Source organism: Enterobacter sp. E12, from assembly GCF_014596715.2.
GTDB lineage: Bacteria > Pseudomonadota > Gammaproteobacteria > Enterobacterales > Enterobacteriaceae > Enterobacter > Enterobacter bugandensis.
In genome coordinates this window covers 15620-34651 of the sequence record NZ_CP115601.1, presented here as the reverse complement: position 1 = coordinate 34651, position 19032 = coordinate 15620, and the positions used below count along the sequence as shown (strand labels likewise).

At 57.4% G+C, this 19032-nt stretch carries 21 protein-coding genes and 1 other annotated feature; of the genes, 7 read left to right on the top strand and 14 right to left on the bottom strand.

Going from position 1 to position 19032, the window contains the following annotated elements:
- Window positions 1-18 precede the first annotated feature (18 nt).
- The 5 genes from ilvN to IB212_RS00155 all read right to left on the bottom strand — a co-directional run bounded on the left by ilvN (window position 19) and on the right by IB212_RS00155 (window position 3080).
- Window positions 19-306 (bottom strand): acetolactate synthase small subunit, encoded by a 288-nt coding sequence (gene ilvN, locus IB212_RS00175; protein ID WP_010426528.1) that lies wholly within the window; start codon window positions 304-306, stop codon window positions 19-21.
- A 3-nt stretch (window positions 307-309) separates the two neighbouring features.
- Entirely contained in the window at window positions 310-1998 is a 1689-nt protein-coding gene (gene ilvB, locus IB212_RS00170; RefSeq protein WP_041911715.1) for an acetolactate synthase large subunit, read from the bottom strand.
- A gap of 106 nt (window positions 1999-2104) precedes the next feature.
- Window positions 2105-2203 (bottom strand): ilvB operon leader peptide IvbL, encoded by a 99-nt coding sequence (ivbL, locus tag IB212_RS00165; protein WP_057979964.1) that lies wholly within the window; start codon window positions 2201-2203, stop codon window positions 2105-2107.
- A 146-nt stretch (window positions 2204-2349) separates the two neighbouring features.
- Complete coding sequence (locus IB212_RS00160; protein WP_127334638.1) at window positions 2350-2769, bottom strand: type II toxin-antitoxin system HigA family antitoxin; 420 nt, start codon at window positions 2767-2769, stop codon at window positions 2350-2352.
- The gene (locus IB212_RS00155) at window positions 2766-3080 is read right to left on the bottom strand and encodes a type II toxin-antitoxin system HigB family toxin (RefSeq protein ID WP_041911716.1); all 315 of its coding nucleotides are present in this window, start codon (window positions 3078-3080) and stop codon (window positions 2766-2768) included. The genes IB212_RS00160 and IB212_RS00155 overlap by 4 nt, the downstream gene beginning before the upstream one ends.
- A gap of 487 nt (window positions 3081-3567) precedes the next feature.
- Here IB212_RS00155 and tisB point away from each other — a divergent pair, with 487 nt between their 5' ends.
- The 4 genes from tisB (at window position 3568) to emrD (ending at window position 6425) form a co-directional block, all read left to right on the top strand.
- On the top strand, window positions 3568-3657 hold the full coding sequence (gene tisB / locus IB212_RS00150; RefSeq protein ID WP_041911717.1) for a type I toxin-antitoxin system toxin TisB: 90 nt from the start codon (window positions 3568-3570) through the stop codon (window positions 3655-3657).
- Between the two features lie 64 nt (window positions 3658-3721).
- The gene (locus IB212_RS00145; RefSeq protein WP_028014956.1) at window positions 3722-4168 is read left to right on the top strand and encodes a GNAT family N-acetyltransferase; all 447 of its coding nucleotides are present in this window, start codon (window positions 3722-3724) and stop codon (window positions 4166-4168) included.
- A 62-nt stretch (window positions 4169-4230) separates the two neighbouring features.
- The gene (locus IB212_RS00140; protein ID WP_028014955.1) at window positions 4231-5064 is read left to right on the top strand and encodes an EamA family transporter; all 834 of its coding nucleotides are present in this window, start codon (window positions 4231-4233) and stop codon (window positions 5062-5064) included.
- Between the two features lie 176 nt (window positions 5065-5240).
- Entirely contained in the window at window positions 5241-6425 is a 1185-nt protein-coding gene (gene emrD / locus IB212_RS00135; RefSeq protein ID WP_039024559.1) for a multidrug efflux MFS transporter EmrD, read from the top strand.
- Here the strand turns inward: emrD and IB212_RS00130 are convergent.
- Entirely contained in the window at window positions 6328-7416 is a 1089-nt protein-coding gene (locus IB212_RS00130; protein WP_041911718.1) for a glycoside hydrolase family 5 protein, read from the bottom strand. The genes emrD and IB212_RS00130 overlap by 98 nt on opposite strands.
- Before the next feature lie 84 nt (window positions 7417-7500).
- The gene (gene dsdC, locus IB212_RS00125; RefSeq protein ID WP_041911719.1) at window positions 7501-8427 is read right to left on the bottom strand and encodes a DNA-binding transcriptional regulator DsdC; all 927 of its coding nucleotides are present in this window, start codon (window positions 8425-8427) and stop codon (window positions 7501-7503) included.
- 204 nt (window positions 8428-8631) lie between these two features.
- Here dsdC and dsdX point away from each other — a divergent pair, with 204 nt between their 5' ends.
- A complete protein-coding gene (dsdX, locus tag IB212_RS00120; RefSeq protein WP_041911720.1) occupies window positions 8632-9969 on the top strand; it encodes a D-serine transporter DsdX in 1338 nt (445 codons plus the stop codon).
- 17 nt (window positions 9970-9986) lie between these two features.
- On the top strand, window positions 9987-11273 hold the full coding sequence (dsdA, locus tag IB212_RS00115) for a D-serine ammonia-lyase (RefSeq protein WP_041911721.1): 1287 nt from the start codon (window positions 9987-9989) through the stop codon (window positions 11271-11273).
- Between the two features lie 35 nt (window positions 11274-11308).
- Here the strand turns inward: dsdA and IB212_RS00110 are convergent, their stop codons facing one another.
- The 4 genes from IB212_RS00110 to IB212_RS00095 form a co-directional block, all read right to left on the bottom strand.
- Window positions 11309-11656, bottom strand: coding sequence for a DUF202 domain-containing protein (locus IB212_RS00110; protein WP_041911722.1), 348 nt, complete (start codon window positions 11654-11656; stop codon window positions 11309-11311).
- A complete protein-coding gene (locus IB212_RS00105; RefSeq protein WP_041911723.1) occupies window positions 11646-11993 on the bottom strand; it encodes a YidH family protein in 348 nt (115 codons plus the stop codon). The genes IB212_RS00110 and IB212_RS00105 overlap by 11 nt, the downstream gene beginning before the upstream one ends.
- A 92-nt stretch (window positions 11994-12085) precedes the next feature.
- Window positions 12086-13408 (bottom strand): 6-phospho-alpha-glucosidase, encoded by a 1323-nt coding sequence (locus tag IB212_RS00100; protein WP_041911724.1) that lies wholly within the window; start codon window positions 13406-13408, stop codon window positions 12086-12088.
- Window positions 13405-15027: an alpha-glucoside-specific PTS transporter subunit IIBC gene (locus IB212_RS00095; protein WP_041911725.1), complete on the bottom strand. Its 1623-nt coding sequence runs from the start codon at window positions 15025-15027 to the stop codon at window positions 13405-13407. Before IB212_RS00095 ends, IB212_RS00100 begins: the two co-directional genes overlap by 4 nt.
- Window positions 15028-15248: 221 nt before the next feature.
- Here IB212_RS00095 and IB212_RS00090 point away from each other — a divergent pair, with 221 nt between their 5' ends.
- Complete coding sequence (locus IB212_RS00090) at window positions 15249-15995, top strand: GntR family transcriptional regulator (RefSeq protein ID WP_028014945.1); 747 nt, start codon at window positions 15249-15251, stop codon at window positions 15993-15995.
- Here the strand turns inward: IB212_RS00090 and IB212_RS00085 are convergent.
- The 3 genes from IB212_RS00085 to ibpA all read right to left on the bottom strand — a co-directional run bounded on the left by IB212_RS00085 (window position 15963) and on the right by ibpA (window position 18729).
- Window positions 15963-17624: a putative transporter gene (locus tag IB212_RS00085; protein WP_028014944.1), complete on the bottom strand. Its 1662-nt coding sequence runs from the start codon at window positions 17622-17624 to the stop codon at window positions 15963-15965. The genes IB212_RS00090 and IB212_RS00085 overlap by 33 nt on opposite strands.
- A gap of 129 nt (window positions 17625-17753) precedes the next feature.
- Window positions 17754-18182, bottom strand: a complete 429-nt coding sequence (gene ibpB, locus IB212_RS00080) for a small heat shock chaperone IbpB (RefSeq protein WP_028014943.1) — start codon at window positions 18180-18182, stop codon at window positions 17754-17756.
- A 136-nt stretch (window positions 18183-18318) separates the two neighbouring features.
- The gene (gene ibpA / locus IB212_RS00075) at window positions 18319-18729 is read right to left on the bottom strand and encodes a small heat shock chaperone IbpA (protein WP_041911726.1); all 411 of its coding nucleotides are present in this window, start codon (window positions 18727-18729) and stop codon (window positions 18319-18321) included.
- Window positions 18723-18794, bottom strand: a sequence feature (ROSE (Repression Of Heat Shock gene Expression) occurs in the 5'-region of heat shock genes and acts as an RNA thermometer to modulate expression.). Its footprint overlaps the gene before it by 7 nt.
- Between the last annotated feature and the right edge of the window lie 238 nt (window positions 18795-19032).

Here is a 19032-nt window from a genome sequence, read left to right as displayed (position 1 = left end):
ACGCTTACCTTAAGCGATTTACTCGAAAAACACCGCAATTTTGTTAAACATGGTGGGATCGGACTGGTTGCGCGCCACTTTGGTGACGTCTTCCAGCTTGTCGATCTGCGCCATCATCTGCTCCAGACGCTGATCGTCGTTGACCAGTAGCCAGATGCGGCTGTGCTCGCTGCCCTGAATCGGCAGGCAGAGAATGCCTTCCACGTTAAACGCCCGGCGGGCAAACAGCCCGCAGACGTGGGTCATAACGCCAGGGTGGTTGCGGACGGTGAGTTCCAGAATGACGTTATCATGTTGTTTCTGCATGGTTTATTCCCCCACCATCTCAGTATTGGCCGCACCCGGCGGCACCATCGGATACACTTTTTGTTCAGGGTCGATACGCACGTGGATCAGCGCCGGGCCGGGACGAGAAATCGCCGCCTGCAGCGCCGCGTGGGCGTCTTCTTCCGCGTTCAGATCGCAGGTGTGCAGGCCAAAGCCGGCGGCAATCTGCATAAAATTAATCATCCCCGGATAGGTCGCCGCAAACACGCCCTGCTTGTAGAACAGGCTCTGCTGCTGGTGTACCAGGCCCAGCGCCTCGTTGTTCATCAGAATAATTTTCACGTCTAACTGGTTTTCGGCCGCGGTGGCCATCTCCTGAATGTTCATCATCAGGCTGCCGTCGCCGGAGAAGCAGATAACCTTGCGGTCCGGGTTGGCGAGCGCCGCGCCTACTGCCGCCGGCAGGCCGAAGCCCATGGTGCCGAGGCCGCCGGAGGTCAGCCACTGGCGCGGACGGTTCAGCGGATACGCCTGCGCGGTCCACATCTGGTGCTGGCCCACGTCAGTGGTGATAATCGCGCTGTCGTCCACGCAGGCGGCCACGGCGTTGATCAGCCCGTAGTGGCTCAGTGGGTCGCCCTCAGCTGGGATAGCGCCCGGGAACTCGCGCTGCAGATCGGCCACCAGCTGACGCCAGTCGGCCCGGTCAGTTGCGTCCGTCTGCGGGATCAGCTGCGCCAGCACTTCGGCCACGTCGCCCTGAATCGCCACGTGCGGCTGTTTGATTTTACCCAGCTCGGCGCGGTCGATATCCACGTGAATGATTTTGGCGTTCGGGCAGAACTCCTCGGTTTTGCCAATCGCCCGGTCATCAAAACGTGCGCCCATAACAATCAGCAAATCCGCCTCTTGCAGGATGTAGTTGGTGCTGCGCGCACCGTGCATGCCCAGCATACCTAATGACAACGGATGCGCTTTAGGCAGCATACCCAGCGCCATCAGGGTCATGGTGGTCGGCAGGTTGGCCTTTTCCGCAAACTGGCGGATTTCATCCGCAGCGTTAATCGCCCCGCCGCCCAGATAGAGCACCGGGCGTTTCGCTGCATTAATCATGGCGGCGGCGTCGCGCACGCTTTCAGCGCTGAATTCCGGCGCGGGGGCGCGCTCGCCCGGCTCCGGCAGGATGTCGATCTCGATCTCTGCGGTCTGGACATCCTTAGGAATGTCTATCCACACCGGGCCCGGGCGGCCAGACTGCGCAATGCGGAACGCATCGCTGATAACCTGAGGCAGCTCGCTGATATCGCGAACTAAATAGTTATGTTTGGTGATGGGGATAGAGATGCCGTAGGTATCCACTTCCTGAAACGCATCGGTACCGATCATCGAGGACGGCACCTGGCCAGTAATGCAGATCAGCGGAATGGAGTCGAGACGCGCGTCGGCGATGGCGGTCACCAGGTTAGTGGCGCCCGGCCCGCTACAGGCCATACAGACCGCCGGTTTACCCTGGGTACGCGCCATGCCCTGAGCAATAAAACCTGCCCCCTGCTCGTGACGCGCCAGCACGTGGCGGATCTGCGTGCTTTGGCTCAACGCATCGTACAGCGGCAGCACGGTTCCACCCGGGATACCCGCAACCGTGGTGATGCCCTGTCGTTCCAGTAAATGAACAATCAGCTGCGCGCCTGTAAAACGCGTCTTTGTGGATGTTGTGCCCGAACTTGCCATGCTCCAGTCCTTTTCTTCTGGGCCGACTTTCCGGGGAGGGTCCTAAACGAAAAACCCCGCCCGGTTTGCGCCGGCGGGGTTTTGGATTCGTGTGTTGATCCAGTCCCTACGGCGCATTGCCGACGACCACCACCACACGCACGACGACCACTGCGGCTGGTTGCGCAGTTTTTAGTAGGGTCGAAGTGAAGATGGATGAAGTCATTGGGGACCTGTGTTTGGATTCATTGATTGAATTTATACAAACACAGGTTTTCGGGCGTGACAATGGAAATATTTTCATCTGCGCAAAAATGCGTCAGAGATCACGTTTCGTTTGTTGAGTGATAAAGGGCTGTCGACCGTTTTATTTCATTCAATAAACAGTGCAGGCGATACCCCAAAGCGCACCGCCAGTTTTTTTATATGGTTTAACGTCAGCTGACGCTGTCCATTCAATACCCTTGAAACCATTGATTTACTGCCAATTTCATCCTGAAAATCTGAAATGGTCAGTTTGTACTGATCCATAAGGGTTCTTAAAACCGCAATTCCCACTGGAACAGATTCCATCTCCTGACGCAAGGCGACAATCTCGGGTCGATTCGCTTCATAACGACTTATTCTTGCACATACGATATCCAGCAAAGGACTACCAGGTTCATTCATGAGCAGATACTCAACCAGCTCAAGTGCATCCTGATAATCTTTCTCATTCGGATGTTCACCCAGTAAAGGGACAGCCTCGACAAGGGCATGCGTTGCTTTCATTGCATCAGCGACGATCATCATTTCTTCCCCTTAGTGCGATGTTTCTCCGTAAAACGGTCATATTCCTTATGAGTAAAAACATGGCGCACATAGAACTTTTGGCTTTCAAAGAATATGAGAGCCACTACTCTGAGATTGTTATTTGCAATATCAATCACATAATGCTTATCCAGATATTTAAAGTTATCCAGCGTCGGAAAAATTTGTTTCAGCACAGCAGGTGTCGGGCAATGGCTCTTTTCGATAGTGCGACCTAAAAAAAGGAGCTCTTCCTTATGCTGCGGGAACTGTTTTACCGCATCAATAATTGCCTTCATAGAAATTAAATGCATACTGCATGCCTGCTGCGTCCGTTGCCATTATGGCAACAATATCATGCATTGCCAATGTGTCAACACGTATCGTTTTTCTGACTAACATTTGAAAACAAAAAACCCCGCCGGAGCGAGGTTTTTATCAGGGTTTTGCGGTTGGTTGCCGCAGAACACACTGTGTTACGTCAACGGAAAAAGTATACGCGATCGAACTCGAACGCGCAATTCCGGCACGGATTTTGACGTTTTTGAGTATGGATCGCCTTTCGATTTTTGTCCAAAAAATACTGTTCATGCATACAGTATTTATCTATACTGAGGGTGTTCGCAGTGAGCGAGGGGGCCGCAGTTTACCGGCGCAACGAAGTCCTGGCTGAAACGGGTGGTGCCGTCAGTGCCTTAACCCCTGAAGTGAGCACACTGTGTTACGTCAATCCAGGTGCTGGCAACAGGCGGCGGAAAGGTACGCCAGCATCGTGCTCCTTTTAACCAAAAGGAGACGCGTATGAGCGTAGTGGATATGGTGATACTTATCCTCAAACTCATTGTTGCAGTACTGCAACTGCTTGATGCTGTCCTGAAATACATTCGGTAATTCAGGTTCAAGTCGCACCTGAGAGGGGCGGGCAACCGCCCCTCTTTAATAACGAGGGAATGCTATGTCGCGTCTGTTAATTGAGCCTGTCACACCGGATGAGCCGGGGTATATCGCCCTGAAGGCGGAAAGTATCGCGCTGAATTTCAACATGCTGCGCAGGCTGGAAGAGAACTGGCTGCGGGGTGAGAACCGCTTTAACGCGCCGGGTGAAAAGCTGCTGGGTGCGTTTCTTAACGGCAAGCTGGTGGGCGTGTGTGGCCTCAACCGCGATCCGTTCAGCCAGCAGCCGCGTGCCGGACGCATTCGCCATCTCTACGTCAGCGAGAAGTGCCGCGGGCTGGGCATTGGAAAACAGCTTTTAACCGTAGTGATGGCGGATGCCAGCATCTGGTTTGATTTTCTGAATACTCACGCGCCGGACAGCGCGTACGGATTTTACAATCGAGCCGGTTTTACGCTGGTCTCAGACGAACCACGGGTGACGCACCGCCTTTTTTGTGCGGTGTAACCGGCTGGCGGCATCAGGATGTGAATGTTACAGTTGAGTGACAATTCATCACCCAATACGCCATGACCATCACCGTTTTCTGCATTTTGCTTTTCGCCGCACTGCTGCATGCCAGCTGGAACGCTATCGTTAAAGCCGGAACGGATAAACTCTACTCTGCGATCGGCGTTAGCGGCTCAGCCGCGATTATTGCCCTGATTTTACTGCCCTTCTCACCACAGCCTTCTGCGGCAAGCTGGCCGTTTTTGATCGTCTCCTGCGCCTTACAGGTGGTCTACACCGTGCTGGTGGCGAAAACCTATCAGGTCTCGGACATGAGCCAGACCTATCCGCTGATGCGCGGCACCGCCCCGCTGCTGGTGGCGCTGATCAGCGTGCTGGCGCTCGGCGACCATCTCTCCTGGCTCGCCTGGTCCGGTATCGGAGTCATTTGCCTGTCGATTCTGGCGATGGCGATGAATGGCCGCATGCAGTCACGCAGGGGGATCTGGCTGGCGCTGCTGAATGCCTGTTTTATCGCCGGGTATACGCTGGTGGACGGCACCGGCGTGCGGCTGTCGGACACCGCGCTGGGCTACACGCTCTGGACCTTCTTTATGAACGGCTTCTGCCTGCTGGGCTGGGCGATGGTGGCGCGTCGGCGCGAGGCGTCCAGCTACCTGCGCCTGCACTGGAAAAAAGGGCTGCTCGGCGGAGTGGGGACCATGGGCTCTTACGGTCTGGCCCTCTGGGCGATGACGCAGGCGCCGCTGGCGGTGGTCGCCGCGCTGCGTGAAACCTCGATTCTTTTCGGGGCGCTGATCGCCTTTGTCCTTTTAAAAGAGAAGGTTGCGGGCCTGCGCATCGCGGCAGCGCTGGGTATTGCTGTCGGCGCTATTCTGCTGCGTCTGGCGTAAATCGCTGGCAACATTAGTTGCCGTTCTTGTTTACAAATCCTGCCTTTCCCGGTTTTTTTCATTCACCGCAACAATGCTTAAATTGTCATCTGTCTGTGGTAGATTCCTCGCGCATTTATGGGAATGCGTAGTCACTTATTCTTCATTTCTCTCTTTTGGCAAAAGTATTCAGCGACATGAAAAAGCAAAGGAACGTTAACTTATTGTTGATGCTGGTGTTACTGGTGGCCGTCGGTCAGATGGCGCAAACCATCTACATTCCGGCGATTGCCGACATGGCAAAGGAACTGAACGTCCGTGAAGGCGCGGTGCAGAGCGTGATGGCAGCCTACCTGCTGACCTATGGCGTTTCACAGCTCTTCTACGGCCCGCTCTCCGACCGCGTCGGGCGTCGCCCGGTGATCCTGGTGGGCATGAGCATTTTCATGGTAGCGACGGTGATTGCCATTACCACCCACAGCCTGACCGTACTGATTGCCGCCAGCGCACTGCAGGGCGTTGGGACGGGTGTCGGCGGGGTGATGGCGCGAACCTTACCGCGCGATATGTATCAGGGCACCCAGCTCCGCCACGCCAACAGCCTGTTAAATATGGGCATTCTGGTCAGCCCGCTTCTCGCTCCGCTGATTGGCGGCCTGCTGGACACAATGTGGTCCTGGCGCGCCTGTTACGCCTTTCTGCTGGTGCTCTGCGTAATTGTCACCTTCAGCATGGCGCGCTGGATGCCGGAAACCCGTCCAAAAGACGCGCCGCGCACGAAGCTTCTCACAAGCTATAAGACGCTGTTCGGCAACGGCGCGTTTACCTGCTACCTGCTGATGCTGATCGGCGGCCTGGCGGGTATTGCAGTGTTCGAAGCCTGCTCCGGCGTGCTGCTGGGCGCGGGTCTTGGCCTGAGCAGCATGGTGGTGAGCATTCTGTTTATTCTGCCAATCCCGGCGGCGTTCTTTGGCGCCTGGTTTGCCGGGCGTCAGAACAAGCGCTTTTCAACTCTGATGTGGCAGGCCGTGATCAGCTGCCTGCTGGCGGGTCTGATGATGTGGATCCCGGGGCTGTTTGGCGTGATGACCGTCTGGACGCTGCTGATTCCGGCGGCGCTGTTCTTCTTCGGCGCGGGAATGCTGTTCCCGCTCGCCACCAGCGGCGCGATGGAGCCGTTCCCGTTCCTCGCAGGCACGGCGGGCGCGCTGGTGGGCGGTTTGCAGAACATCGGTTCCGGCGCGCTGGCCTGGCTCTCCGCCATGATGCCGCAGACCGGGCAGGCTAGTTTGGGCCTGCTGATGACGCTAATGGGGCTGCTGATTTTACTGTGCTGGCTGCCGCTGTCGTCGCGCGTTCCGCATCACGAGCAGCCGGTTTAACCGCATGATGGCCCGGCTTCTCGCCGGGCTTTTCACAGACGGGCGCAATCATCGCCTGCAATAATGGCTCCGGCGCAGGCCGCCAGGCCCCCTCTTCCCCGTCGTAAAACTGGAAATCCGCGTTAAGCGCATACGGGATTTTCGCCTTTTGCAGCTCGCAGGCCATAAAGGTGGCGAAGGCCATTTGCGAAGCGGTTGGCGTGAGGTGGTTTGACTCCCCCACGCCCCAGCCCCCGACCCAACTGACGTGCCCGGTTTTTTGCTGCCAGCGCAGCGCGGTGCTGATGCGGTTACGGATAGCCGCCTTCTCCGCCGCCGTGCCGGACGTCCACGGGTATTTACCGCTATTTTTCAGCGGCCCCCACGGGAAAATATGCCACTCCGCCAGCAGGTAGTTTTGACTGTGCGCAGGCAGCTTCAGGCCGGATAAATCCTCCGGCGCGGCACGCAGGCGCGGCGCAATGAAAATCATGCGCTGCGGGTCGATGTCGTGGATCGCTTTAATGGTTTTTTCATACACGCGGTTTAACGACGCGAGGTTGTGGTTAAGCTTGTCGGCTGGCTCATAAATGAGGTCAAAACCCAGCAGCGGATAGCTCTGGCCGAAATAGTGCGCCACGGCAATCCACCAGTTGATCGTCTCTTTCTCGTTATCGGCTTTGGGGTCGTTTTTATATTCATCGGCCTGATAAGCAATAATCGGAATCACGCCATACTGCTCGCAGGCTTCCACCAGCTTGCGCAGGTGGATCAGCCGCGCTTCCGTCGGCTCATCGGCCACGCGAATGCGCACGTGGGTAATGCCTTTTGCGCGAAAATCGCGAACCACCAGCGGGTCGAACTCGCGTATGCCGCGCTCGGTGCGCGCCCAGTCCACATCCATCCCGACGCCCAGCTGCTGCGCATAACGGGCAGCCGTCAGCGGAGGCTCGGCGGCAATGGCCCAGCCGGAAGAGATCAGTAACGCGGTAGCAATGAGAGGCTTTAGCACGGTTTACCCTGGATAAATCGAAAGCATTACCTGTATTTAGCACGCTTTTTCACATTTGGTGTAGAGCGAAAGCGTAATAATTCTTCAACCTGCCAGCTCTCTCAGCCAGCCGACAAAGGCATCTATTTTCGGCCACTGACGACCAGAAAGCGTCGAGATATAGTAGTGCTGATGACACTTGAGGGTCTTTTCACCAAACGGGGCGATCAGCTCGCCCCGTTCTAGCCGTTTCTGCACCAGCCGCTTTCTGCCCATCGCAACGCCTACGTGGTTGATGGCCGCAATAACCGCTAAATCGGAACGATCGAAACCAATGCCCGACGATGGCGGCATATTCACCGCAAAGTGCTGCACCCAGCTCAGCCACTCATCCGTACCGGAATCATTGCTCCAGGCCTGACGGTCGTGCAACAGCGTGCAGTGGCTGAGGTTATCGGGGTTTTTCAGCAGCTCATGCTCGCGGGCATACTGCGGTGAGCAGACGGGCAGAATCTCCTCGTCCATCAGGAAGTGATGAGCAAGGTGGTTTGGCGGCGTATCGTCAAAATAGAGCGCCAGATCGACGCCGGTTCGCTGCATATTGACGTAATCATTGCCGGTCAGGATGGTGAGTGAAATCGACGGGTAGCGGCGGGTAAAGTCGCCCAGCATGGGTACCAGCCAGCACTGGGCAATCGACGGGCGGGAGTAGACCGTCAGCGTGCCGGAGAGCGCCTGGTTTTTGATATCCAGGATCTCCTGATTCAGGATGTCGAGGGACGATTTTAGCGTCCAGTAAACGCGCTTTCCCTCCTGCGTCAGCTCGACTTTACGGTGCGAGCGGACAAACAGCTGAATACCCAACTCCTCTTCCAGCAGGTTGATGCGGTGGCTCACCGCGCTGGGGCTGAGCGACAGCTCCTCCGCCGCCAGGGCGAAGGACTCATGCCGGGCAGCCACTTCAAAGGTATACATTTTCGACAGCTGCCAGCCGTTTAACAGCCGGTTTCTGGCTTCATTTGCATCGGTCATCACAATTCTCACGCGGGGTTTCTGCGCTCAGCATACCGCTCAAGGGTGAATTTATGTGAACCTAATACGAATTAAGTGCACTTTTTAGAGCGTAGTCACTCAGTTGATCCAATCTGGCTCACCTGAACGCCAATTTATATCGTTTGTCAGCCCCCGCCGTTTTTTCGTCCAATACCCACAGATGACATAAGGGTGAGGTGAGATATGGAATCTCAGGTCTGGGTTGTGGCAACGCTGCTGGTCAGCATTGTGTTGATTGTTTTAACCATCGTAAAACTGAAGTTTCACCCGTTCCTCGCGCTACTGCTGGCGAGCTTTTTCGTTGGCGCGATGATGGGGATGAGCCCGCTGGATATGGTGAACGCCATTGAGAGCGGGATTGGCGGTACGCTGGGCTTCCTGGCGGCGGTGATTGGTCTGGGCACCATTCTCGGCAAAATGATGGAAGTCTCCGGCGCGGCGGAACGCATTGGCATTACGCTGCAGCGCTGCCGCTGGCTGTCAGCAGACGTGATTATGGTGCTGGTGGGCCTGATCTGCGGCATTACGTTGTTCGTGGAAGTGGGCGTGGTACTGCTGATCCCGCTGGCGTTTTCCATCGCCAAAAAGACCCACACGTCGCTGCTCAAGCTGGCCATTCCGCTCTGTACCGCGCTGATGGCGGTGCACTGCGTGGTGCCTCCGCATCCGGCCGCGCTGTTTGTGACCAATAAATTAGGGGCGGACGTCGGGACGGTGATTGTCTACGGTCTGCTGGTGGGCCTGATGGCCTCGCTGGTCGGCGGCCCGCTGTTCCTGAAACTGCTGGGCAACCGTCTGCCGTTTAAGCCGGTTCCGGCGGAATTTTCAGACCTGAAGGTGCGGGAAGAGCACACCCTGCCGTCGCTGGGCGCTACCCTGTTCACGGTGCTGCTGCCAATTGCCCTGATGCTGGTGAAAACCATTGCCGAGCTGAATATGGCAAAAGAGGGCACGCTGTATACGCTGCTGGAGTTTATCGGCAACCCGATCACCGCGATGTTTATCGCCGTGTTTGTCGCTTACTACCTGCTGGGCATCCGCCAGCACATGGGCATGGGCGCAATGCTGACCCATACGGAGCACGGCTTTGGCTCTATCGCCAACATTTTGCTGATTATCGGCGCGGGCGGCGCGTTCAACGCCATCCTGAAAACCAGCGGACTGGCGGACTCGCTGGCGCAAATTCTCTCGAACCTGCACATGCACCCTATCCTGCTCGCCTGGCTGGTGGCGCTGGTGCTGCATGCCGCCGTAGGCTCCGCCACGGTCGCGATGATGGGCGCCACGGCCATCGTCGCGCCGATGCTGCCGCTCTACCCGAACGTCAGCCCGGAGATCATCACGATTGCCATCGGTTCCGGCGCCATTGGCTGCACGATCGTGACCGATTCTCTCTTCTGGCTGGTGAAGCAATACTGCGGCGCGACCCTGAATGAGACCTTCAAATTCTATACGACGGCGACGTTTATCGCCTCGGTGCTTGCACTTGGCGGCACATTCCTGCTTTCCTTCATTATCTGAGCGCGAAGAGACGTATTATGGAAAACGCAACTATCACCACTTTAACCGCACAGTTTCCTCTGGTTGAGGATCTGATTGCCCTGAAAGAAACCACATGGATTAACCCGCGTACCACAACGCTGGCGGAAGGATTGCCGCATGTCGGGCTGACCAAAGCCGACGTGGACGACGCGCACGCTCGCCTGAAACGCTTTGCGCCGTATCTGGCGAAAGCCTTCCCGGAAACGGCGGCAACGGGCGGGATTATTGAATCCGAACTGGTCGCCATTCCGGCAATGCAGGCGCGGCTGGCGAAAGAGTCCGGCAAACCCATTCCCGGCAGTCTGCTGCTGAAAAAAGACAGCCATCTGCCGATCTCCGGCTCGATTAAAGCGCGCGGCGGCATCTACGAGGTGCTGACCCACGCGGAAAAACTGGCGCTGGACGCCGGGTTGCTGAGCGTTGAAGACGACTACAGCATCCTGCTGGAGCCGCGCTTTAAGGACTTCTTCAGCCAGTACAGCATTGCGGTAGGCTCAACCGGCAACCTGGGGATGTCTATCGGCATCATGAGCGCCCGCATCGGCTTTAAGGTGACGGTACATATGTCCGCCGACGCCCGCGAGTGGAAAAAAGCCAAACTGCGCAGCCACGGCGTCATCGTCGTGGAATATGAGCAGGATTACGGCGTGGCGGTGGAGCAGGGACGCAAAGCGGCGGAAAGCGATCCGAACTGCTTCTTCATTGACGATGAAAACTCCCGCACCCTGTTCCTGGGCTACGCGGTGGCAGGCGAGCGGCTGAAGGCGCAGTTTGCCGAACAGGGCCGCGTGGTGGATGCCGAGCACCCCCTGTACGTCTACCTGCCGTGCGGCGTCGGCGGCGGCCCCGGTGGGGTGGCGTTTGGCCTGAAGCTGGCCTTTGGTGACAACGTCCATTGCTTCTTCGCGGAGCCCACGCACTCCCCGTGCATGCTTCTGGGCGTCTATACCGGCCTGCACGACGAGATTGCCGTACAGGACCTTGGCATTGATAACGTGACGGCAGCGGACGGGCTGGCGGTAGGACGTGCGTCCGGCTTCGTGGGCCGCGCGATGGAGCGCCTGCTTGACGGGTTCTATACGCTTTCCGATCAGAGCATGTACGACATGCTCGGCTGGCTGGCGCAGGAGGAAGGCATTCGGCTGGAACCGTCCGCGCTGGCGGGGATGGCCGGGCCGCTGCGCGTGCCTTCAGATGCCAGCGTTACCCACCTGGTGTGGGCGACCGGCGGCGGCATGGTGCCGGAAGACGAGATGGCGAAGTATTTAGCAAAAGGCCATTAATCGTAGGCCCGGTAAGGCGTAGCCGCCACCGGGCTTTAAAAGCTCACAATTTGCTGAATGTGAGTCACTGCGAAGAGTAAAGACAGAGACAGCACAGCCAGGGCGATCAGGAACTTATCCCTCACCGCCTTCGGCTGGACAAAGTCGTTCTGCGCCACGTCCATCAGATTACGGCTGCGGGTATAGCGCCATAAAATGATGGCCACCAGCGCCAGCACAATAATAGAGATCCAGAATGGCACCCCGGTTCGGTGCCAGTTGTGCTTAATCGCCAGGGCAATCAGCGCGCCATACCCCAGCAGCGTGCGCAGCCAGGCCAGCGACGTCCGCTCCGGCTGCAGGCCGGGGTCCGCTTCGCGCCGCGCTTTGCGGCTATACGCCATAGAACACCAGCCCCATCACCACGCCCGCCACCGCAAGCAGAATCACGCTGATGATGAGCAACCCGCGCGTATAGGGCAGATCCTGCTTCAGGCGCATCGCCTTCTCATTGCGCAGCCATCGCAGGTAGCCGTAAATCGCCAGCACGCCCGCGAACAGGCACAGCAGCAGCGCCAGCACTTCACGAATCAGCGGCGTGGCAAAATCGGGGGCGAGCTGGTCAAGGCCAACACCTGCGGCCAGAAAGCCCAGTGCGGTGCGGATCCACGCTAAAAACGTGCGTTCATTAGCCAGAGAGAAGCGGTAGTCCGGCGCTTCGCCGAGGCGGGAAATTTTCATGGAGGTTCCTTGTCGTGCTACGGGCAGGCTTCAGCATAGCGTAAATCGACAAGGACAAGGAGACCGGCATCGGGCGATGCCGGTCAGGACGATTAATGCAGCTCTGGCCAGTACTCTTTGTTGGCCTCGATCAGGTCATCCAGAATCGCTTTCGCGACGGAGGCGCTCGGCACGGTTTTCGACAGGGTAATGGCCTGCCAGAGCTTCTGGTACGAGCGCTGCTCCCAGGCATCCACCACCAGTTTTTCCACCGCCACCTGCTGGCTCATCAGCCCTTTCTGGAAGTGTGGAATATCGCCCACCGTAAGCGGCTCCGGTCCGTTATGGCCCACCAGGCACGGGATCTCCACCATCGCGTCGGCGTCAAAGTTATGGATGGCACCGTTGTTTGGCACTATCAGCAGCATCCGCTCCTGGGTGTTAAAGGCAATCGCAGTCGCCAGATCGACGATGTACGACGCATGTTCGTCGATTTCCAGCTCACCGGCGGCGGAGTTGCCGGCTTCGATAATCGCCCGACAGGCGCTAAACACATGCTTCTCACGGTGATCCATAACTTCATTGGCGCGGGTCCGTTCCGGGTTGGAATGCGCGACCACGTAGTCCGGGAATAGGTAATACTTCAGGTAGGTGTTCGGCATGGTGTCCGGATCCAGCGCCTGCACGTCTTTAGCTTTGGCAAAGGTATCGTTCCAGCTCGCTTCGGTATGCGCATCTTCCGAAGGCGGAACATAGCCGTTTTTCGCCACGTATTCGCGCAGCTTCGGCATCAGATCGGTGCCGTTCAGGTCTTCAATCGACGTCCACCAGCCGAAGTGGTTCAGGCCGTAGTAGCGCACGCGCATCTCTTTGCGGTCTTTCAGGCCGACAATCTGCGCCATGCGCCCTTCAATGCCGATCGGCATATCGCAGATGTTGAGGATTTTAGCGTTCGGACGCAGGCGGCGCGTGGCTTCTGCGACAATCGCCGCCGGGTTGGAGTAGTTCAGCATCCACGCGTTCGGGGAGTACTGCTCCATATAATCCACCAGCTCCAGCACGCCGCCGATAGAGCGCATGCCGTAAGAGATACCGCCCGGTCCGCAGGTTTCCTGGCCCAGCACGCCGTGGCGCAGCGGGATTTTTTCATCTTTTTCGCGCATCGGGTATTTGCCCACGCGGATGTGTGCCATCACGAAATCCACATCGGTAAACGCCGCTTTTGGATCGGTGGTGTAGCTGAATTCAATCTCCGGGGCCTGCTCCTTAAGGATGATTCTGCACGCTTCGGCGATGGTCTCCTGACGCGCGCCATCGTTGTCATAGAACTTCAGGGCGCGCAGCGGGAAACGGTCACGGTTGGCTAACAGCATCAGGACGATACCAGGCGTAAAGGTGCTGCCGCCGCCTGCAATGACAACTGAGAATTTTTTCATGATATAGCCTCTGTCAGGGTGGTTTGTTCATTTGTTAAAGGAGTTTTCATCAGCGATTCCAGCTGGTCGCGCACCTGAGGAACGTGCAGGCCGACAATCACCTGAATGCCGTTGCCGCGTCGCACTACGCCGTGTGCGCCCAGGGCTTTGAAGACGTCGTCGCTTTGGGTTTTCGCCATATCCACCAGCGCGATACGCAGGCGGGTGGCGCAGTTGTTGATGCTTTCGATGTTGGCCGCGCCGCCGAGCGCCTGCAGGAATCCGGCGGCTTGCCCAACCTGCTGGCTGGCCGCCGCCGGGGCGGTGGTTTGCCCGCGCGCCGCCTTATAGTCGGCCTTGCTGTAGAGTTTGATTTCGCTCTCTTCCCGGCCCGGCGTTTTCAGGTTCAGACGCTCAATCAGCGTTTTGAAGATCACGAAGTAGATGCCGGTGAAGCAGACGCCAATGCCGATCTGGGTGAACACCGTCGAGGCGTGGTTATGGAACATCGGGATCCAGTTTTGCGGCAGGAACTGGTCCAGCAGGCCGCCGCCCATGTTCCCCACGACGCCGAAGGCGTACATCACCGTCGCCATGGTGGCCGCCAGCACGGCGTGCACGGCGAACAGCAGCGGCGAGATAAACAGGAAGGTGAACTCAAGCGGTTCGGTAATGCCCACCAGCACGGCGGTGAGCGTGGCCGGAACCAGCAGGCCCGCCACCTTGACGCGATTTTCTGGCGACGCGGTGTACCAGATAGCGAAGGCAATCCCGACCGAGCCAAACACTTTTGAGTTGCCGTGCAGTGCAAAGCCACCTTCCGGGAAGAGGGTCTTCAGCGGCAGGGTGCTCTGGCTGAATTCCTGCAGATGCTGCGCCCAGTAGACCTGAATACCGCCCTCCACCGCCGCCGGGCCGAAGATGAACGGACCGTAGACGAAGTGATGCAGGCCAGTTGGGATCAGAATGCGTTCCAGGAAGGTATACACCCACACGCCCAGCGCACCGGCAGAACGCAGGAACGCCTGCAGGGATTCGATGCCCATCTGCACTTTCGGCCAGCCCAGCAGCGTCAGCCAGGCACAGGGGATCATCACGAAGAACGCGAGGATAACGACAAACGAGCTGCCCTGGAAAATCCCCAGAAAGACCGGCAGCGGCTTGTCGAAATAGCGGTTGTGGATGGCGGTGACGATGCCTGAGATCACGATGGCGCCGATGATGCTGGTATCGAGTGTTTTGATCCCGGCAATCATCGCCAGCCCGCTTCCCGCCGTCGGTTCGGCGGAGAAGTCGACGCCAAAGAAAGGCCCCCAGGTCATGCCCATCGCGTTAATGAAGTAGTTCCAGGTCAGGAAGCTAATCAGCACCGCCAGGCAGGCGCGGCCCTGGGCCTGCTTCGCCAGCCCAATCGGCAGGCCGACGGCAAAAATCAGCGGCATATTGCGAAACACCGCCCAGCCGCCCTCTTCAATGATGTGAACGATCTGCGCGAAAAGATGATCGGGGGCGGTTAAGGCTTCGCCGACAAACAGCGGGTTGCGAAGCATGATGGCGATTCCCACCACGATCCCGGCAAACGGAAACAGCAACACCGGGGTAAACATGGCACCGCCAAAACGTTGTATTTGACTGAGCATTTTTAAATCCTCACGTAACAACCTGTAGGGGTAGAGGCCTTTATGGTTTTGTGCTGGCCTGAGGTGAGCATAAGAACTTACTGATGCGCGAACATGGCGTGCCGCTGCGATTCGTGATCGCATTCATGGTTTTATTTTGACCAGTCAGGTCTACTTCTTGCGGTAAATATGGACATGTCAGGACGCATTCCACGCCCTGATAAGGGCAGAGAGGTCTACTGGTGATCTACAAATCAATTGCTGACAGGTTGCGGCTGCGGCTGAATTCATCGGACTACAACATCGGCAGCCCGCTGCCTGGTGAAAAAGCGCTGGCGCAGGAGTTTGGCGTGGCGCGCATGACCATCCGCAAGGCGCTGGATCTGCTGGTGAGCTGGGGGCTGGTTGAGCGCCGGCACGGCAGCGGAACGTTTGTCTCGCGCAAAGACGTTCACCACGAAACCACTAACCTGACCGGGCTGGTGGAGGTGCTGCGTCAGCAGGGAAAAGAGGTGCAGAGCAAGGTGCTGCAGTTCGAAGTGATGCCCGCCCCGCCCGCCATCGCCAGCCAGCTGCGGATCCAGGTGGATGAGCGGATCTACTTTTCACGGCGGGTGCGCTACGTGGACGGAAAGCCGCTGATGCTGGAAGATAGCTTTATGCCGGTGAAGCTGTTCCGCAACCTGTCGCTGGCGCATCTTGAGGGGTCTAAGTTTGATTACATTGAGAAGGAGTGCGGGATCACCATCAGCGGCAACTACGAGAGCCTGACGCCGGTGCTGGCAGATAAACAGCTGGCCGGTTATATGAATCTGCCGGAACAGACGCCGCTGCTGCGAATTACCTCTCTCTCCTACAGCGACAGCGGCGAGTTCCTCAATTATTCCGTGATGTTCCGAAATACCAGCGATTACCAGGTGGACTACCATCTGCGGCGCATCCACCCGGAAGAGCTGTTAGCCCATCCCCCAGAACAGCACCGCCAGTAGCTGCGGGGTGATGATGCGCAGGAACATCACCAGCGGGTATACGGTGGCATAGGAGAGCGCGGCCGCGCCGCTGGTGGCGTGCAGGTTGTTGGCAAAAGCGAGCGCTGGCGGGTCGGTCATGGAGCCCGCCAGCATGCCGCACAGCGTCAGGTAGTTCATTTTGGCGAACATCCGCGCCAGGATTGCCACCGTCAGCAGCGGGATCGCCGTGATAAAGATGCCGTAGCCGACCCAGCTCATCCCTTCGCCCTTGACCAGGGTATCGACAAAATCCCCGCCGGACTTCAGCCCGACAACCGCCAGGAACAGCACGATGCCCAGCTCGCGCAGCGCCAGGTTAGCGCTCGGCGGCATAAACCAATAGAGCTTCCCGATACAGCCGATACGCCCGAGGATCAGCGCCATAATCAGCGGCCCGCCCGCCAGGCCGAGCTTGAGCGCCACCGGGAAGCCCGGCACGTACAGCGGAATAGAGCCGAGCAGCACGCCAAGCCCGATGCCGATAAACACCGGCAGCATCTGCACCTGCTGCAGTTTTTGCTGGGCGTTGCCTACCATATCCGCCACGGCATCGATGGACGACGGGCGTCCGACCAGGTTGAGGATATCCCCGAACTGCAGGCTGGCCTCCGGGCTGGCAACCAGTTCGACGCCCGCACGGTTGAGGCGGGAGATGACCACGTCGTAGCGCTCTTTTACCTGCAGATCGCGTATTTTCTTGCCCAGAACGTGCTCGTTGGTCACCACAACACGCTCCACGCGCATATCGGTGCCGCGAGTCGAAAGCGAGGTATCCACTTCCTGACCAATCACCAGCCGCGCGTTGTTTAAATCCCCCGGCTGGCCGACCAGGTGCAGCAGGTCACCCTGCTGGATCATCGTGCCGGGCGCAGGCACCATCAGCACGTCGTCGCGCTTAAGGCGGGAACAGATAATATTGGCGCTGTTCAGGATCGGTACGTCCTGAATCGCCATATTGTTCAGGTTGGGGTTATCAACGCGAATGTTGATGGTTTTGATCGGCATGTGGCCATTGGTGAGCGTGGTTTCGTGATCCTTCGCCTCTTTGTCGACGTTAACGCGAAACAGGACGCGGACCAGCCACATGGAGAGCAGAATGCCGCAAATCCCAAACGGATAGGCCATGGCGTAGCTCATCCCCATTTGGTCGACAATGCCGGGTTCAATGCCCAAATCGCGAAGGATTTGCTGCCCGGCTCCGAGCGCTGGCGTGTTGGTAACCGCCCCGGAAAAAATGCCCAGCACCACGGGCAGCGGGATAGCAAAGATTTTGTGCAGGATCGCGGTGACCAGCCCGCCCATCACCACAATGCCGAGGGCAAACAGATTGAGCCGTAGCCCGGAGACGCGCAGGGAAGCGAAAAAGCCCGGCCCTACCTGAATCCCGATGGTGTAGACGAAGAGGATCAGGCCGAACTCCTGAATAAAGTGGAGCATATCGGCGCTGAGAACCAGCCCGAGCTTGTCAGCAAAATGCCCGACAAAAATGCCGCCAAACAGCACCCCGCCAATTCCAAACCCGACGCCACGGATTTTGATATTGCCAATCCATAGCCCTACAACCGCGGCCAGGGCCAACACGCTGACGGTTAACGCGATATCACTCATGATCCACATCCTTGGCATAACCTTAGTTATAACAAGGATTTTCTCAGAGCCGGATGCGGTTGTATGGGCGATGGCGCACAAAAAAGCCCTGCCGGAGCAGGGCTTTGTGCAGTCTGTGAGTAAAGCGGATTAGCTGTTCAACGCCGGCCGCTCGCTAATGGCGATACGCTGCGGCGCGATGGCTTCCGGCACGTTACGGATAAGATCGATATGCAGCAGCCCGTTGGTAAACGTCGCACCGGACACTTCCATATGGTCTGCCAGGGTAAAGCTCAGGCTAAACGGCTGATTAACCAGACCCTGATGCAGCCACCGGGTTTCGGTCTCTTGTTTTTCCGGCGTACCCTTCACGGTCAGGCGCGCGCCTTCAAGCTGGATATCCAGATCTTCCTGGCGGAACCCGGCCAGCGCAAGGGTGATGCGATAGTGGTTATCGTCGCTTTTTTCAATGTTGTACGGCGGAAATGTCTGTTGCTCGGTGGTGCTTTGCAGGGCATTAGCCAGTTTGTCAAAACCAATCCACTGACGCAGCAGGGGGGATAAATCGTAGTTACGCATACTAAATCTCCTTCTGAGAAGCGAGTTCGGCACAGTTTAATTTTGTGCACAGTTGTTCCTGCAAATCCTGATGGATTCGCATATGCTCCCGTTACGGCAAGCAGGTCCGGGTGGGCCGCTCGCGCGACCCGCGTAATTAGTTAATTTCGATACGGCGCGGTTTTTTCTCTTCCGGAATCACGCGTTCCAGTTCGATAAACAGCAGGCCGTTAACCAGGTTCGCGCCTTTAACGTGAATGTTCTCGGCTAACTGGAACTTGCGTTCAAAGTTGCGCTCGGCGATGCCCTGGTAAAGGTAGGTACGTTCTTTCTGCTCGGCCGTATGGGAACCTTTCACCACCAGCAAGTTTTCCTGCGCGGTGATTTCCAGCTCGTTTTCTGCAAAACCGGCGACGGCAATGGCGATGCGGTAGTGGTTTTCGTCAACCAGCTCAACATTGTATGGAGGGTAGCCGTTGCTCTGGCTTTGGTTATTTTCTAAATGGTTAAACAGGCGGTCAAAACCAATTGCAGAACGGTATAGCGGAGAAAGATCGAAGTTACGCATAGATAATACTCCTGAAATCAGCGAGAAATTGTAGCCTTCCACCATGGACAGGCCTTTGCGCCCCCGAGCACCCATCAGGCGTGTTCGTTATCGGGTCACATTCTTAAAATGGGTCTGGAACCGGGCTTTTCAAGACTATTTAGGCGAGATTTTTTTGCACTTTGCTGGTTGTCGCATAGACTCTGGGACAACAGCACAAAGAGTTAAATTGCGATGGCTGCCACAGTGCGGGGTTATCGGGCTATTCATTTCGGATAAGGCTCGCTATAACCCTGAGTTGCAGGTCTATGCAGTGCCATTAAC